Annotated in this window: 15 protein-coding genes and 1 pseudogene; 4 read left to right on the top strand and 12 right to left on the bottom strand. The window is 67.4% G+C overall.

The window, feature by feature from the left end; all coding sequences use genetic code 11:
• Positions 1–26: 26 nt before the first annotated feature.
• From CEX87_RS27040 to CEX87_RS00070, 3 genes are all read right to left on the bottom strand, one after another.
• On the bottom strand, positions 27–767 hold the full coding sequence (locus CEX87_RS27040) for a hypothetical protein (RefSeq protein ID WP_142301064.1): 741 nt from the start codon (positions 765–767) through the stop codon (positions 27–29).
• Positions 768–1,076: 309 nt separating this feature from the next.
• Entirely contained in the window at positions 1,077–1,961 is an 885-nt protein-coding gene (locus tag CEX87_RS00075) for a hypothetical protein (RefSeq protein ID WP_094285525.1), read from the bottom strand.
• Between the two features lie 339 nt (positions 1,962–2,300).
• A complete protein-coding gene (locus tag CEX87_RS00070) occupies positions 2,301–3,311 on the bottom strand; it encodes a uroporphyrinogen decarboxylase/cobalamine-independent methonine synthase family protein (protein WP_094285523.1) in 1,011 nt (336 codons plus the stop codon).
• Between the two features lie 60 nt (positions 3,312–3,371).
• Between CEX87_RS00070 and CEX87_RS00065 the strand changes: the two genes are divergently transcribed.
• Positions 3,372–4,016, top strand: a complete 645-nt coding sequence (locus CEX87_RS00065; protein WP_066809403.1) for a sensor domain-containing protein — start codon at positions 3,372–3,374, stop codon at positions 4,014–4,016.
• Here the strand turns inward: CEX87_RS00065 and mnmA are convergent, their stop codons facing one another.
• The 8 genes from mnmA to CEX87_RS00025 form a co-directional block, all read right to left on the bottom strand.
• Entirely contained in the window at positions 4,017–5,084 is a 1,068-nt protein-coding gene (gene mnmA, locus CEX87_RS00060) for a tRNA 2-thiouridine(34) synthase MnmA (protein ID WP_094285521.1), read from the bottom strand.
• Positions 5,084–6,280, bottom strand: a complete 1,197-nt coding sequence (locus CEX87_RS00055; protein ID WP_066809416.1) for a cysteine desulfurase family protein — start codon at positions 6,278–6,280, stop codon at positions 5,084–5,086. Before CEX87_RS00055 ends, mnmA begins: the two co-directional genes overlap by 1 nt.
• 44 nt (positions 6,281–6,324) lie before the next feature.
• Complete coding sequence (locus tag CEX87_RS00050) at positions 6,325–7,155, bottom strand: lysophospholipid acyltransferase family protein (protein WP_094285519.1); 831 nt, start codon at positions 7,153–7,155, stop codon at positions 6,325–6,327.
• Positions 7,152–8,003, bottom strand: a complete 852-nt coding sequence (locus CEX87_RS00045; RefSeq protein ID WP_094285784.1) for a GNAT family N-acetyltransferase — start codon at positions 8,001–8,003, stop codon at positions 7,152–7,154. Before CEX87_RS00045 ends, CEX87_RS00050 begins: the two co-directional genes overlap by 4 nt.
• 90 nt (positions 8,004–8,093) lie before the next feature.
• Positions 8,094–8,765, bottom strand: coding sequence for a nitroreductase (locus CEX87_RS00040; protein WP_094285517.1), 672 nt, complete (start codon positions 8,763–8,765; stop codon positions 8,094–8,096).
• Complete coding sequence (locus CEX87_RS00035; RefSeq protein WP_064398854.1) at positions 8,762–9,505, bottom strand: SDR family oxidoreductase; 744 nt, start codon at positions 9,503–9,505, stop codon at positions 8,762–8,764. The genes CEX87_RS00040 and CEX87_RS00035 overlap by 4 nt, the downstream gene beginning before the upstream one ends.
• Positions 9,506–9,672: 167 nt before the next feature.
• A complete protein-coding gene (locus tag CEX87_RS00030; protein ID WP_064398497.1) occupies positions 9,673–10,629 on the bottom strand; it encodes an electron transfer flavoprotein subunit alpha/FixB family protein in 957 nt (318 codons plus the stop codon).
• 45 nt (positions 10,630–10,674) lie between these two features.
• Positions 10,675–11,466, bottom strand: coding sequence for an electron transfer flavoprotein subunit beta/FixA family protein (locus tag CEX87_RS00025; protein ID WP_064398495.1), 792 nt, complete (start codon positions 11,464–11,466; stop codon positions 10,675–10,677).
• Between the two features lie 194 nt (positions 11,467–11,660).
• On the opposite strand from CEX87_RS00025, the gene CEX87_RS00020 reads away from it, so the two are divergent.
• The 3 genes from CEX87_RS00020 to CEX87_RS00010 all read left to right on the top strand — a co-directional run bounded on the left by CEX87_RS00020 (position 11,661) and on the right by CEX87_RS00010 (position 15,350).
• Positions 11,661–12,431, top strand: coding sequence for a class I SAM-dependent methyltransferase (locus CEX87_RS00020; RefSeq protein WP_094285515.1), 771 nt, complete (start codon positions 11,661–11,663; stop codon positions 12,429–12,431).
• 20 nt (positions 12,432–12,451) lie between these two features.
• On the top strand, positions 12,452–14,008 hold the full coding sequence (locus CEX87_RS00015; RefSeq protein ID WP_094285782.1) for a 1,4-alpha-glucan branching protein domain-containing protein: 1,557 nt from the start codon (positions 12,452–12,454) through the stop codon (positions 14,006–14,008).
• A 100-nt stretch (positions 14,009–14,108) separates the two neighbouring features.
• Positions 14,109–15,350 carry a glycosyltransferase family 4 protein gene (locus CEX87_RS00010; protein WP_094285780.1) on the top strand — a complete coding sequence of 414 codons (1,242 nt, stop codon included), beginning with the start codon at positions 14,109–14,111 and terminating at the stop codon, positions 15,348–15,350.
• 63 nt (positions 15,351–15,413) lie between these two features.
• Here the strand turns inward: CEX87_RS00010 and CEX87_RS27180 are convergent.
• A pseudogene (locus tag CEX87_RS27180) lies at positions 15,414–15,648 on the bottom strand (IniB N-terminal domain-containing protein); the annotation flags it as partial.

Genomic DNA, 15,648 nt, shown 5'->3' with positions numbered 1-15,648 from the left:
GTGACCCCAATAAAATTGGCGCAGAATTACTTGAGCGGAGTGAATTTATGCAGCAGGTAGTATGACAATGCTACAAACAATAACACGAAACCGAACAGCACAGTCATACCCACTTGAGAATCATTCACAGTTAACTGTGTCGTCGTCCACAACTTGTAGAGAAAATAGGGTGCGATTGCCCATAAAAAGATAACCTCTATCAAGACTGATCGCCGAAGTACCCGACGGGTACGCATAGTATCGATCTCTTGCGGTGCGCGAGTAGCGCCGCGAACCCGGTACTTTGGCTTCAGCTCAACATCTTCATCTTCATCATCACTCACTTCGACGAGATACTGCACGACTACGTGTTCACCGGCGTTCAAACAGTCTACAGTCACCGTGTGGTCATCATGCACCTCCGCCGAAACTGTTTCTTCCGAAGCGTCCCCAATGCTTGCGCTGACAATTTTACCCCCCTTGCATTCAGCTGTGAAAGGCAGAAGGAAATCGTCGGCGACTATCTCCTGATTGCCGGTATTCGCAAACAAGACTGATACTAGTCGCGGATTGTCGATGGTTTCGCCGTGCACAACAACTCGCACCTGCTCGGAAATAGCGGCTCCCTCTGGGGAAAGAACAGGAATATCGGTTAAGATCAGAAAGTCGAGCGTCTTCCGCTTCTTATTCTTGAAATAGAGAGTCACAGCAATGGTGGCCGCAACTGCAGCACTAATCGCGGTTACTAGCCACCCATTAATTTGAAGCCAATGAACGATCCCCTCCATTGCGAGCACGCTACCATTGCTGCTCAGCAGTCAGTCCGATTTGGAGATAACCTCATACTCAGAATTTTGGGTGTGCTACGCGGTGTCCGACGTCATGACGACAGGCGCCGCGAAAAGGTCACAGGAACCGACGATGGTGAATGGTGTCTCGCATGTAAGTGCACAACACACTGAGAGCTACGCCAAGAGTCGAGCTGGCGAGTTTCAGTCAAGGATCTTTCAGGCCACAGCGCATTCACTTAATCAGGATTTACCTGGTCAATGCACAGCGCTGAGCTAGCGGTCCTGCGCAAGGATCTGCGCGGCTGATCAGGGCCGGCCGATCCGTTCGGCGACCTGCGCCGCCCGCGCCTGCCGGTAGCCCAGCGCGGCGCCCGCCACCGGGATGAGCAGCAACCCGGCCAGGCCCCACAGCGGGTCGCTCGTCCCGGCGCCGGGCGCGACGACGAACTGGCGCACCACCGGGGGCGGGGTCGCCAGCGGTTCCAACGGAGCCGGAGCAGGCGGAGCCGGTGATAGCGGCGGCGTCAGGACCGGTTGCGCGGGCACCGGCGCTGAGGGCGACGCCAGTGCTGGTGGCTGCCAATGGGTTTCGGGTTGGGAATCTCGGCTCTGCGGCGTGCGCCCGTTGCCGAACGCCACCTGCGGCGGCTCGAACGCTGGGGCCGGCGCACTCGCAGCACCGGATCCGCCAGAGGCAATTGGGCCGGTCGACAACGTGGTGTTCACCGGCGCCTCGACCGGAGGCGTCGCGCCTGCGACGGCCGACCGGCTGGCCGACACATCGGGCGCAACCGCACGGCTGGCCGACACATCGGGCGCGGCGGCCGATGCGCCCGGCGACGCTGTGCGGCCGGCCGACTCCGGGGCGATAACAGGGCCCGGCCGGTTATCCGGCGACGGCTGCGCGAGCCCGTTTCGGCCGGATCCGACCCGCGACTTCGGGACGGTGCCGGGCCCGTTGGTGTCCCCGCCCCGTTTGCTGCCGGTGATGCGCTTGCCGTCGCGACGGTCGTTGTCGTGCTTGCCGTTGCCGGACCCGCGGCTGTCGTGGCCGCCGCCGCGGTCGGCGCTGTGGCCCCGGTCCGAGCCGCGCGAATCACCGGGGTGGGCGTATGCGACCACCGCACCCGATCCGCTCACCAGGAGAAATACGGACACCACGCCGGCACCTGCGGCGAGGCGCGCGTTCATCCGGACACCATTCCCTTCTCGGCAAAGGCGATCGACGCCGCCTGCGGAGCATTCTCGCATGGGTAGCCGCGTAAGACGAGGTGTCCGGCAGGAACGCCGCAAATAGTTCAGCGAAGCGCGTTTTCCGTGGTCCGCGACGTGCGCCCGTGGGTCGCTCGACCGTGCGATCCACGGCTCGCGAAACCGTCTCCAGGGACTCGCTGGCGTCGGCGAGGAGTGCGGGCCACATCCGCCAGATGCGGTCACGGCCACTGCGCCGGCTGCTCACCAAGGCCGCTGGCGCCACCGGTTTGGTTGTTGCCAGCCCGTTGACCGGTATCACGTCGGCCGCTTAGCTGACTAGATCGCGTCGGGGTCCTCGGCGAAAGCATCCGCCGCCTTCTGCGCCAAACCGATCGCGGTGCGCGCCCATTCGGCGGTGGCGCCCGCCAGGCCGCACGCGGGCGAGATCCCGGTCCGCTCCCTGAGCACGGACCGGGCGAACCCGAGCCGGTCGGTCAGTGACACCGCGGCCTTGGCGATCTCCTCGGCCGAAGGACGGGACTCCGGCGCCGTCGAGGGCACCACGCCGAACACCACCGTGCGACCCGAGTCGACGAACTCCCCCACCCCGTCGAGGTCGTCGGCCACCAGTGCGGACACATCGACGGAAACCGCATCGATAGAACTGCGCTGCAACGTATTCCATGGCACACCCGATGAGCAGCTGTGCACGACCACCGGGACGTCCGCCGCGGCGACGCATTCGTCGAGCAGCCCGATGGCCTGCGCCTCGTCGACCGGGTGCACGGGCGTCAAACTGGTGACCCCGGTCAGCCGGCCTTCGAGCGCGGAGAACAGCAACGGTTCGTCGAATTGAACCACCACCGCCGCGTCGAGCCTCCGGCCGACAGTCGCGCGGTGCGCTGCGATCCCTTCTGCCAGCGAAGCGGTGAGGTCGCGCACCGCGCCTCGATCGGTCAGGGCGCGATGGCCGTTGGGAAGCTCCAGTTGCGCCGCCAACGTGACCGGCCCCGGCGCCTGAACCTTGACCGTGCGCCCAGCGCCGCGCAAACCTGCTTTCTCCCAGGCTTCTTCGAGCGCGTCGAGGTCCTCCTCGAGCAGGCTCCTCGCCCGCCTGAGCACTGCGGTGCGGCCCGCCGCGATCCGATATCCGCGGGGCACGGTGTCCATACCGATGTCGACCAGGATCGCGCCGGCCCGGCCGATCATGTCGGCACCCACGCCGCGGCCCGGCAGTTCCACCAGATGCGGCAAGGTGTGCAGTTCGCCGACGACGACCTCGGCGGCCTCGCGCGCCGACGTTCCGGGCCAGGACCCGATGCCGGTGGCCGCGGCGAAAGCACTCACTCGTTTGACAGTATTCGATGGGGCTAATCTCATCCCGAAAGGGTTGGGGAAGGACAGGCCATGCCCGCAGCGCTCCGGTCGCTCGTGCTGTGGTGCGTGGCGGTCGCGATCACCTCGGGGTGCACTCAGGTCATCGACGGACACGCGATGCGGGCGACGCCGGGCATCGACGACGGATCGCTGTCGCCGGTCGATGTGGAGACGATCATGCTCGACCAGTCACAGATGCGTGCGATCACCGGAGCCGGTGAGGATCTCACGATCATCCCGACCATGGACGGCAAGATCCCCGTCGACATCGAGCCGCTCGCCGAGACCACTCCCCTACCATGCCAGTGGATCTTCGCCGAGACCCAGACCTTCGGATCAGAGGTCGAGGAGTTCCGCAAGACCACGTTCCAGCACCCGCCCGAAGGTGGGTTGATCTCCGAGGGCGCGGCGGCCTATCGCGACGCCGCGACCGCCCGGCGGGCGTTCGATTCGCTCGTCGCTCTCGTCGATGGTTGCAGCGCAACGCCTTTGGGGCCGATGTTCGTCGGCGAGTGGAGGGTGGGCGCGGACACCCTGCAGACCCGACCCTCGGGTGCCTGCGGTCGCGACTACCGCGTGAAGTCGGTCGTGCTGGTGGAGGTGACCGCGTGCCGGTTCCCCGACTCGGTGCCCGAGATCGTCATGTCCAACATTCTGGCCAATGTCCCCGGATAACTACCGGGTGATCGTCGCGCTGCCCAGCACTTCGTCGCCAGCCGGGTCGGGGCGGTACAGCACCATCGTCTGGCCGGGAGCCACGCCGCGCAGGGGCGCACGCAGCTCGACGACGAGCCGGTCGTCGCGCAGTTCGGCAACGCCGTCTGCGACACCGCCGTGCGCGCGGACCTGCACCTGGCATTCGATCGGGCCCGCGGGCGCGACACCGGAGGTGAAGATCGGCCGCTCACCGGTCAACGTCCACACGTCGAGGTCTTCGGCGCCACCGACCCGCACGGTCGCGGTCTGCGGGTCGATCCCTGTGACATAGCGCGGCTGTCCGTCCGGGCCCGGCCCGGCGATGCCCAGACCCTTGCGCTGACCCACCGTGAACCCGTGCACGCCGTCGTGTTCGGCGAGCACCGTCCCTGCGGCGTCGACGACCGAACCGCGTCGAACACCGATCTTGGCCCCGAGGAACGCGCGGGTGTCACCGGAGGGAATGAAGCAGATGTCGTGGCTGTCGGGTTTCTCGGCGACCGCGAGCCCGCGACGCGCAGCCTCCTCGCGAATCTGCGGCTTCGGGGTGTCGCCGACCGGGAACACCGCGTGCCGCAGTTGCTCGGCGGTCAGCACCGCGAGCACGTAGGACTGGTCCTTGGCGGCGTCGACCGCGCGCCGCAGTCGACCGTCCGACAGCCGGGCATAGTGTCCGGTGGCCACGGCGTCGAATCCCAATGCCAGCGCGCGGGCGGCCAACGCGGAGAACTTGATCCGTTCATTGCAGCGCACACACGGGTTCGGGGTTTCCCCGCGGGCGTATGACGACACGAAGTCATCGATGACGTCCTCTTTGAACCGGTCGGCGAAATCCCAGACGTAGAACGGGATGTCGAGGATGTCGGCGACCCGGCCCGCGTCACCGGCGTCCTCTTTCGAACAACAGCCGCGCGAACCGGTGCGCAGTGTGCCTGGGGACGGTGACAGTGCCAGGTGAACACCGACGACGTCGTGTCCGGCGTCGACCATCCTGGCGGCGGCGACCGAGGAGTCCACGCCGCCGCTCATCGCCACGAGTACCCGCACTACTCGACCACTCCCGAACTTGCCAGCGCCGCCTGCCGGGCCCGTTCGACCGCGGCGGGCAGCACCGCGAGCGCGGCATCGACGTCGGCCTCACTGCTGATGTGCCCCAACGAGAGTCGCAGCGAACCCCGCGCACTCGCCGGGTCGGCACCCATCGCGATCAGCACGTGTGAGGGCTGCGCGACGCCTGCCGTGCAGGCCGAACCGGTCGAACACTCGATACCCTTGGCGTCCAGCAACATCAGCAGCGAGTCGCCTTCGCAGCCGCGGAAGGTGAAGTGGCAGTTGCCGGGCAGCCGAGCGGCACCCGTCGTGCCGTTCACCTCGACGTCGTCGATGGCGGCCAACACGCCCTTGATCAGGCGGTCGCGAAGCGCCGACACCCGCGCGCCATTGGTCTCGAGCCCGTCGACCGCGACCTTCGCCGCTGCGGCCATCGCGACGGCTCCCGCCACATACGGTGTGCCGGAGCGGACGTCGCGCTCCTGGCCTCCGCCGTGCAACAGCGGGACGCAGGCCGTGTCGCGGCGCAGCAGCAGCGCACCGATCCCGGTGGGGCCGCCGAACTTGTGCGCCGCAATGCTCATCGCCGAGAGCCCACTCGCGGCGAAGTCGACCGGAATGTGGCCGACGGCCTGAACGGCGTCGCTGTGCATTGGCACATCGAATTCTGCTGCCACAGAAGCCAATTCGGCGATCGGCATGATCGTCCCGACCTCGTTGTTGGCCCACATCACCGACACCAGAGCGACGTCGTCGTGGTCCTGCAGCGCCTGTCGCAGCGCCGCGGGCGTGACCGAACCGTCCTTCTCGACGGGCAGCCAGGTCACCTCGGCGCCCTCGTGCTCGACGCACCACTCGACCGAATCGAGCACGGCGTGGTGCTCGACCGGCGTGGTCACGATCCGCCTGCGGCGTGGATCGGCGTCGCGGCGGGCCCAGAAGATACCTTTGACCGCGAGGTTGTCGCTCTCGGTGCCGCCCGCGGTGAAGATCACCTCCGACGGGCGGGCACCCAGCAGATTGGCCAGCGTCTCGCGCGACTCCTCCATCCGCCGCCGGGCCGTGCGGCCCGTGCCGTGCAACGACGACGCGTTGCCGACCGTCGCCATCGCAGCCGTCATCGCCTCGATGGCAGCGGGGTGCATCGGGGTGGTGGCGGCGTGATCGAGGTAGACCGGCTGATCCGAGGTCATAACCAGTCCAGAATAGCCGTCGAGCCGGGGCTCTTCCGATCCGCTCAGGCCACGAGCGCGTGACCGGACGTGTGTTTGGTTGTGTCGCCCCGCACCGCCGTCTCACAGCGATTGGCCAGGTCGCGGCGGTCGGTTCCGGGTAGCTGCAGCGACTCGACGTGCACCCGCGCGACCGTGCGCCTCGTCGTGACCAGTCGCCGGATCGAGTCGAGCAGTGTGTCATCGCCCACATAGGCAGCGACGGTGGAGGTGGTGCCGTCGGGGTGGTGGTACGCCAGACGCAACGGCTGGACCGGTCTGCCGGCATCGATGGCGGCCTGGAACATGGCGGGGCGAAAGCGGCCGTACGCCAGTCCGCAGTAGGTGGTGCCCTCCGGAAAGGCGATCACGGTACGGCCCGCGCTCAGATTGCGGGTGACGGCGCCCACCACGTCGGGCAGGCGCCGCAGGTTCGACCGCTCGATCGGGATCACCTTCAGCAGCCGGGCCAGCAGTCCGAGGCCCCGCCAGCTGACGAGCTCGGACTTGGCGACGAACCGGCCTGGCAGCACCGAGCCGACCACGAAGACGTCCACCCAGGAAATGTGGCCGCTGACCACCAGAACGCCGCTCAGGTTGCGGATCGGGCCCCCGGACACCTTGGTGCGCACACCCAGGCAGTACAGAAGCAACCGGCAGTAGCCGCGCTGCAGATGGGATCGTCCGGGGGCGGGGAGGACCAGCATCGGCGCCAGCGGCAGGAGCAGCAGGGCCGAGGTGACCCGTACCGCGGCACGGCAGGTCACGATCACCCGTCGTCCGGACCGCGCGGCGCCAGCGCCGACGCAACTCGCATCGCACGACGCCTTCGGCACCCAGGCGCCGAGGGTGCTCACGGCGCGATCCCGCCGGCCAGGGTGGCGGCGGCCGCGACGGACCGCAGCCTGCGCAGGTAGCGCGTGTCGGCCCGGCGTTTGTCGAGCAACACCGGGAAGTCCCCGACGCCGAAATCAGGATCGTGAGCGGGTTCGCCGCACACCTGCGCGCCGAGCCGCAGGTAGCCGCGCATCAATGGTGGTACGGCGAGCCTCTCCGGCGGCTCGATGTCGTCGAGGCCCTTGCCGCCGACAGTCACCGGCCGGTACGGATGCACGGTGTAGAGCGCCGGTGCGGCGTGGCAGCGACGCACGAAGTCGCGGACTTCGCGGATCTGTGCGCCCGGCGGGTAACCGTCGGGGCCGTGGACGGGCACCGACACGCAGCCGGTGACGTAGTCGTACCCGCAGCGGTCGAGGTACGCCAGAATCCCGGCCCACATCAGCAGCACGACGGCTCCGCTACGGTGATCCGATCGCACCACAGCCCGGCCCATCTCGACCAGGCCCGGCCGCAGCGGATCGAGCGCACGCACGTCGAATTCGATTGCGCTGTAGAGGCTTCCGGCGGCAACGGCACCGGCTGGTGGCAGCATTCGATAACAGCCGACGATTTCGCCGGTGACGTCCTCGCGTACCAGCAGGTGGTCGCAATGCTCGTCGAAGCGGTCGGCGTCCAGGCCGTCGGCGGAACCGGTCAGCGCGAATCCGGGCTCGGCGGTGAACACCTCGTGGCGCAGCCGCTGCGCCGCTTCGATGAGCGTGGCGTCCGTCGTCAGCAGCAGGGTATAGCGCGGCGCGGGACCTGCGGACCCGGTCCGGCCTCGGTCGATCTCCTCGGGGGCGATGAGTACAGAAGCAGTGCTCATGGCTGCACGGTCGCTCAGCCGCATCTCCGGGCGGCATCGCAGGCGTGACGTGTCGATGAGCGCCAGGTGACGAATTGCCCCGGCGAAATGTCAGCCGCCGAGCAGCACGACGTTGTCGGATACCGAGTTGCGGGGTGTGCGCACGTGGTTGGCCGGGAAGTACGGGTCGGCGTACCCGATCGCGAGTCCGCACAACACCCGCAGTTCGGCGGGGATGTCCAGCTGTTCGCGCAGCACATCCGGGAAGTGTGCAACCGAAACCTGCACGCACGTGTCGAGACCGCGTTCGGTCAGCGCAAGCACCAGCGTCTGCAGGAACATCCCGACCGCGAGGCTGTCGGCGTGTCCGAGATCGCGGTGCATGCAGACCACTCCCGCCACCGGGGCACCGAAGAACTCGAAGTTGCGCAGCTGTGCGCGACGTCTCCCCTCGGCGTCGTGACGGGCCACACCCATCGAGCCGTAGACCAACGCGCCCAACTCCTGCCGCAGCGGTGCGAAGCTCTCCGGAATCCCCATGGTCGCGGGAAAACCGGCGGACGCGCGGTGCAGCAGTGCTTCGACGAGTTGGTCGCGGCGCGCGCCGGTGGCCAAGAACAGCCGCCAGGGTTGGATATTGGAGTTCGATGGTGCACGCATCGCCAGTTCCAGCGCCTCGTCGAGCAGTACGCGCGGTACGGGCTTGTCGGGCAGGAACTTGCGTGTGCAGTGCCGCTCGCGAACAACCCGGTCCAGGTCGTTCTCGGGCGCCGCGGAGGTCATCGTCGTGCCAGCCAATCCGTGAAGCGCGTCGCGGCGATGACGGCGCCGTCGCCGGTGACCAGGCTCTGCTCGTCGAGCGGAGTGCCGAAGTACGTCGCCTCGGTGGTGACAACGACCGGCCGCTCGTCGCCGCGTGCGGCCAGCACCGCACCCGCGAGCTGGGCGAACGGCATCTTGTCGGGCCCGCCGATATCGACGTGACCGTTGCTCGGGGCCGCCACGGCTGTCCGGGCCACCTCGGCGGCGACCTCATCGGCTGCGATCGGCTGGATCAGCGCGTCGGGCGCCCGCACTTCGCCGTTGCCGCTCAGCGATTCGGTGATCGCCTCGGCGAATTCGTGGAACTGCGTGGCGCGCACGATGCTGAACGGCAGTCCGGAGTCTTTGATGATGCGTTCTTGCGCGACCTTCGCACGCAGATAACCGCTTTCGGGAAGCCCGTCGGCGCCGACGATCGACAGCGCCACGACGTGACCCACCCGCGCGGCCGTCGCGGCACCCACCAGGTTCGTCGTCGACCTCGTGAAGAAGTCCATGACCGCGTCGTCCTCGAACGACGGCGAGTTGGTCACGTCGATCACCACATCCGCGCCGGCGACCGCTTCGGCCACCCCGACGCCGGTCAACACGTCCAAACCGGTGGAGCGCGCCGCGGCGACCACCTCGTGGCCGTCCGCGGTGAGGATCGATACCACCTTCGAGCCGATGAGTCCGGTCGCGCCGAACACGGTGATCTTCATCTCGGAACCTTTCGTCGTGCCTGTCACGAAAAGACTCGCACTCGGGTGGCGGCGATCGAGCCCTTGAAAGTCCGTAGTCCAGACCGCCGAGCGCTCACCCTTGTACGCCCTCGGAACGGCATGCAAAAGGCCCCCGGACAGTGTCCGGGGGCCCGTCGCGCGGAAACTCAGCCCTTGCGAGCCTTGACCGCCTCGGTCAGCTGCGGTGTGACCTTGAACAGGTCGCCGACGATGCCGAGGTCGGCGATCTCGAAGATCGGCGCCTCTTCGTCCTTGTTCACCGCGATGATCGTCTTGGACGTCTGCATGCCCGCGCGGTGCTGGATCGCGCCGGAGATGCCCAGGGCGATGTACAGCTGCGGCGACACCGTCTTACCGGTCTGGCCCACCTGGAACTGGCCCGGGTAGTAGCCGGAGTCGACGGCGGCACGGGACGCGCCGACAGCGCCGCCGAGCGAGTCCGCCAGCTCCTCGACCACGTTGAAGTTCTCCGCGCTGCCCACACCGCGGCCACCCGAGACGACAACCGTCGCCTCGGTGAGCTCCGGACGGTCACCCGCGACGGCGGGCTCGCGCTTGGTGATCTTTGTCGCGTTCTCGGCCTGGCCGGGGACCTCGACGTTGACGACCTCACCCGCACCGTCGGCGGGCTCGGCGTCAACGGATCCGGCGCGCAAGGTGATGACCGGAACCTCACCGGTGGACTCGGCCTCGACGGTGAATGCACCACCGAAGATCGAGTGCACGGCCTTGCCACCCTCCTGGACGTCGACGACGTCGGTGAGCACACCGGAACCGGTGCGGGCGGCCAGCCGGCCGGCGATCTCCTTGCCGTCGGCGTTGGCCGACAGCAGAACACCGGCGGGCGAGGCCGACTCGACCAGTGATGCCAGCACATCGACCTGCGGGGTGATCAGGTAGTTCTCCGCGTCCTCGGACTCGGCGACGTAGATCTTGGCCGCGCCCGCGGCCTTCAGGCCGTCGGTGAGCGGTTCTGCGGTACCCGGCGCGCCGACGACGACGGCCGAGGGCTCGCCGAGCTTGCGAGCCGCGGTGATCAACTCCGAGGTGACCTTCTTCAGTGCACCTTCGGCGTGCTCAACGAGCACGAGTACTTCAGCCATGAGTTCTTCTCTCGTCTCTTGTTCTTCGCAGTCTCGGTCTGGGGCCTAAATAATTTTCTGGGCGACCAGGTACTCGGCGATCTTGGTTCCGCCGTCGCCTTCATCGGTGACCTTCTCGCCGGCGGTCTTCGGCGGCTTCGGCGTCGACGACAACACCTTGGACCCGGCGTTGGCGAGACCGACCTCATCGGCCTCGACACCGATCTCGGCGAGCGTGAGCTTGGTGACTTCCTTCTTCTTGGCGGCCATGATGCCCTTGAAGGACGGGAAGCGAGGCTCGTTGATCTTCTCGTTGACGCTGACCACGGCGGGCAGCGGAGCCTCGACGAAGAACACGCCGTCGTCGGTCTCCCGCTCGCCGCTGACCTTGCCGTCCTCGACGGTCACCTTGCGCAGATGCGTCAGCTGCGGCAGGCCCAGGTACTCGGCGATGATCGCGGGGACCGCGCCGCCGGTGCCATCGGTGGCCTCGTTGCCGGCGATGACCAGCTCGGTGCCCTCGATGGTCCCCAGCGCACGTGCCAGGGCCCAACCGGTCTGGACCATGTCCGAGCCGTGCATGCCCTCGTCGACGAGGTGCACGGCCTTGTCGGCACCCATCGACAGCGCCTTGCGGATCGCCTCGGTCGCGCGCTCGGGGCCGGCCGTCAGCACCGTCACAGTGCTGTCGCCACCTTCCCTCTCCTTGATGAGCAGCGCTTCCTCTACGGCGCGCTCGTTGATCTCGTCGAGCACCGCGTCGGCCGCCTCGCGGTCGAGAGTGAAGTCGCCGTCGGTGAGCTTGCGCTCCGACCAGGTGTCAGGGACCTGTTTGATCAGGACCACGATGTTCGTCATGAGTCTGGTTCGTCCTCCTCGAAGGGACCGATGATCGGCCCGCATAACACGCTTTGAGCAACAACCACCATGTTACTCGCGGGTAACTTGTGGCGGTTCGCAGGAACACTGTAGCGGGTCGAAGTTCGTGTTCTAGCAGCACGTAGGGGGTGAACCATTCGTCTGTGGGCCGTTTCACGTTAGCCTGCCTTCCAATGAGCGCTTTTGTTACTGATGGACCCGACCTCCCCCTCACCGGGGAACGCACGGTTCCGGGACTCGCGGAGGAGAACTACTGGTTCCGCCGCCACGAGGTTGTCTACGAGCAGACGGCCCACCGCTGTGCGGATCGCGACGTGCTCGAGGCCGGTTGCGGTGAGGGCTACGGGGCCAACCTGATCGCCGACGTCGCCCGGTGCGTGATCGGCCTGGACTACGACGAGACAGCGGTCGCCCACGTGCGTGCGCGGTATCCGCGCGTGGACATGCGCCACGGCAACCTGGCCGTGTTGCCGCTCGCAGACGGCTCGGTCGATGTCGTTGTGAACTTCCAGGTCATCGAACACCTCTGGGATCAGGGGCAATTCGTGCGCGAATGCCTGCGTGTGCTGCGGCCGGGCGGGCGTCTGCTGATGTCGACGCCGAACCGAATCACGTTCTCCCCCGGTCGGGACGCCCCGATCAACCCGTTCCACACCCGCGAACTCAACGCCGCCGAGTTGACCGAACTGCTCACCACCGAAGGGTTCGCGGTCGAAGGTGTATACGGGGTCTTTCACGGGCCGCGGCTCGTCGAACTCGACGCCCGACACGGCGGCTCGATCATCGACGCCCAGATCGCGCGGGCAATAGCCGATGCGCCGTGGCCCGAGGATCTGCTCGCCGACGTGGCCTCCGTGCGCAGCGACGACTTCGATTTGGTCGACGCGCGCGATCGGAACATCGACGACAGCCTCGATCTGGTCGCGATCGCGGTGCGGCCGTGACATCCGCCGACCCCCCGGGGCTGAATGTCGCCGGCGACCCGGCTCCCCGGTCCAATGTCGCCGGCGACCCGGCTCCGGGCCTCTTCACGCTCGTTCTCCACACCCACCTGCCCTGGCTGGCTCATCACGGCCGCTGGCCCGTCGGCGAGGAATGGCTCTACCAGTCGTGGTCGGCGTGCTACCTCCCGCTGATGCGGGTGCTGCGCACGTTGGCGGACGAAGGCCGCCGCCACCAGCTGACGCTGGGCATGACGCCGGTGGTCACCGCACAACTCGACGACCCGTACTGCCTGACCGGGATGCACCACTGGCTGGCGAACTGGCAGCTGCGCGCGCTCGAGGCGACCACTCTCGGTGATCCGTTGCGCCAGTTCGGTGTTCGCGAGCACGCCGAGGCCGAGCAGGCCATCGAGGACTTCGCCACGCTGTGGGCGCACGGCGGCAGCCCCTTGCTGCGCGAGGTGATCGACGCCGAAACCATCGAACTGCTCGGCGGTCCGCTCGCGCATCCGTTCCAGCCGCTGCTCAACCCGAGGCTGCGGGAATTCGCGCTGCACGAGGGGCTCGCCGATGCCCGCCTGCGGTTCGCGCACACACCCGTCGGCATCTGGGCCCCGGAATGCGCCTACGCGCCCGGCATGGAAACCGACTACGCCGCAGCCGGTGTCGGCCACTTCATGGTCGACGGCCCGTCCCTGCACGGCGACACCGCGCTCGGCCGTCCGGTCGGATCCTCCGACGTGGTGGCATTCGGCCGGGACCTGCACGTCAGCTATCGAGTGTGGTCGCCGAAGTCCGGCTACCCCGGGCACGCCGCCTACCGCGACTTCCACACCTACGACCACACGACCGGACTCAAGCCGGCCCGGGTGACGGGCCGCAATGTGCCGTCGGAGGCCAAGGCGCCGTACGACCCGGAGCGCGCCGACCGAGCGATCGACGCCCATGTCGCCGATTTCGTCGCGGTGGTCCGGCAGCGACTATGCGACGAGAGCGAACGCATCGGGCGCCCCGCACACGTCATCGCCGCATTCGACACCGAGTTGTTCGGCCACTGGTGGTACGAGGGCCCCGTGTGGCTCGAGCGGGTGCTGCGCGCGCTGCCCGAGGCCGGTGTGCGCGTCGGCACGCTGAGCGACGCCAAGGCCGACGGTTTCGTCGGCTCGCCTGTCGAATTGCCGCCCAGCTCATGGGGTTCCGGCAAGGACTGGCAGGTGTGGGCCGGTGAGCAGGTCGCCGACCTGGTCCAGTTGAACACCGAGGTCGTCGACACCGCGCTGGCGACCATCGACAAGGCGCTCGGCGAGACCGACGCTGCGCCTGCACGCAACTTTGTCGCCGACCAGATCCTGCGCGAGACGCTGCTGACCGTGTCGAGCGACTGGCCGTTCATGGTCAGCAAGGACTCCGCGGCCGACTATGCCCGCTACCGTGCGCACCTGCACGCCCACGCCACCCGCGAGATCGCCGACGCCGTGGCGTCCGGTCGCCGTGAGCATGCACAGCGCCTCGCCGCCGGTTGGAACCGCGCCGACGGCCTGTTCGGCGCGCTGGACGCCCGGCGGTTACCGCGATGACCCCACCCCCAGCCTTCACTTCCGCGAGCGACCGTGTCTGCACACCGACACGCCGCTCCGCGTGTACATTTTCCGGTCACTCGCACAGGAGTCAGCGACCGTGAAGATCCTCATGGTGTCGTGGGAGTACCCGCCGGTCGTGGTCGGCGGACTCGGGAGGCACGTTCATCATCTCGCCACCGCGCTAGCTGAAGCCGGCCACGAGGTCGTCGTGCTGAGCCGGCGACCGTCGAACACCGACCCGAGCACGCATCCGACCACCGACGAGATCGCCGAAGGTGTGCGCGTGGTCGCGGCGGCGCACGATCCGCACGAGTTCGATTTCGGCACGGACATGATGGCCTGGACGTTGGCGATGGGCCACGCGATGGTCCGCACCGGTTTGATGCTGAAGTCGCGACGCGGTCGCCCTTGGCGCCCCGACGTCGTACACGCACACGACTGGCTGGTCGCACATCCCGCGATCGCCCTGGCCGAATTTTACGATGCGCCACTGGTATCCACGATCCACGCCACCGAGGCCGGCAGACACTCCGGATGGGTGTCGGGCCGCATCAGCAGACAGGTCCACGCGGTGGAATCGTGGTTGGTGCGCGAATCCGATTCGCTGATCACCTGTTCGGCCTCGATGCGCGATGAGGTCTCGGAGCTCTTCGGGCCGGGCCTGGCCGAGTCGTATGTCATCCGCAACGGAATCGACTGTGGTCGCTGGCCATTCGCTCAACGCAAGCCCCGGACCGGACCTGCCCGATTGCTGTATCTCGGTCGGCTGGAGTACGAGAAAGGCATCCACGACGCAATCGCCGCGCTACCCCGAATCAGGCGCACCCACCCCGGTACCACGCTGACGATCGCCGGCGAGGGCACCCAGCTCGATTGGCTCATCGATCAGGCGCGAAAGCACAAGGTGCTCAAGGCGACCGCGTTCGCCGGACACCTCGACCACGACGCGTTGGTGAACCTGCTGCACACCGCCGACGCAGCCGTATTGCCCAGCCACTACGAGCCGTTCGGCATCGTCGCTCTAGAAGCTGCGGCGACCGGAATCCCCTTGGTGACCTCGAACGTCGGAGGGTTGGGCGAGGCGGTCATCGACGGTGAAACCGGAATGTCCTTTCCGCCACGCGATACCGCGCGCCTGGCGGCGGCTGTCCGCTCGGTTCTCGACGACCCGCACGCCGCCCAACAACGCGCGATCGCCGCGCGCGAGCGGCTCACCTCGCAGTTCGAATGGCACGCGATCGCAGACGAAACCGCCCAGGTGTACCTGGCCGCCAAACGTCGTGAGCGCGAACCACATCGGCGCCGACCCATCATCGAACACGCACTGCCCGGCCGCTGATCAGACGTGGCGACTGGCGGGGATCGTGGATTGATCCCCGCCAGTGGCGTTGTACGGTCGGGCTCAGAACAGGCCGGTGTCGACGGTGGTGTCCACATCGACATCGGTGTTGACCTGACCGGAGTTGTCCGTCGAGTTGTCCTGTCCGGAGTTGTCGACCGAATTGTCCACCGAGTTGTCCACCGAGTTGTCCTCGATGCTCGACCCGCCCGAGATCCCACCGGACACACTGCCGTCGATATCGCCGACATTGGTCTGGTTGCCATCGACATTGGTAGTGGTCGTGTCGTTGTCGTTG

Origin of the sequence: Mycobacterium lehmannii, from assembly GCF_002245535.1 — a bacterium.
In the GTDB taxonomy this organism is placed as follows: Bacteria; Actinomycetota; Actinomycetes; order Mycobacteriales; family Mycobacteriaceae; genus Mycobacterium; species Mycobacterium lehmannii.
Note: the sequence above shows the minus strand (reverse complement) of the source record. Positions and strands in the feature narration are given on the sequence as shown.

What these genes read in the sequence shown, in the direction of transcription:
- CEX87_RS27040 (WP_142301064.1), bottom strand. Translation starts at nt 767, where the DNA reads ATGGAGGGGATCGTTCATTGGCTTCAAATTAATGGGTGGCTAGTAACC.
- CEX87_RS00075 (WP_094285525.1), bottom strand. Translation starts at nt 1,961, where the DNA reads ATGAACGCGCGCCTCGCCGCAGGTGCCGGCGTGGTGTCCGTATTTCTC.
- CEX87_RS00065 (WP_066809403.1), top strand. Translation starts at nt 3,372, where the DNA reads ATGCCCGCAGCGCTCCGGTCGCTCGTGCTGTGGTGCGTGGCGGTCGCG.
- CEX87_RS00055 (WP_066809416.1), bottom strand. Translation starts at nt 6,280, where the DNA reads ATGACCTCGGATCAGCCGGTCTACCTCGATCACGCCGCCACCACCCCG.
- CEX87_RS00045 (WP_094285784.1), bottom strand. Translation starts at nt 8,003, where the DNA reads ATGAGCACTGCTTCTGTACTCATCGCCCCCGAGGAGATCGACCGAGGC.
- CEX87_RS00040 (WP_094285517.1), bottom strand. Translation starts at nt 8,765, where the DNA reads ATGACCTCCGCGGCGCCCGAGAACGACCTGGACCGGGTTGTTCGCGAG.
- CEX87_RS00035 (WP_064398854.1), bottom strand. Translation starts at nt 9,505, where the DNA reads ATGAAGATCACCGTGTTCGGCGCGACCGGACTCATCGGCTCGAAGGTG.
- CEX87_RS00030 (WP_064398497.1), bottom strand. Translation starts at nt 10,629, where the DNA reads ATGGCTGAAGTACTCGTGCTCGTTGAGCACGCCGAAGGTGCACTGAAG.
- CEX87_RS00025 (WP_064398495.1), bottom strand. Translation starts at nt 11,466, where the DNA reads ATGACGAACATCGTGGTCCTGATCAAACAGGTCCCTGACACCTGGTCG.
- CEX87_RS00020 (WP_094285515.1), top strand. Translation starts at nt 11,661, where the DNA reads ATGAGCGCTTTTGTTACTGATGGACCCGACCTCCCCCTCACCGGGGAA.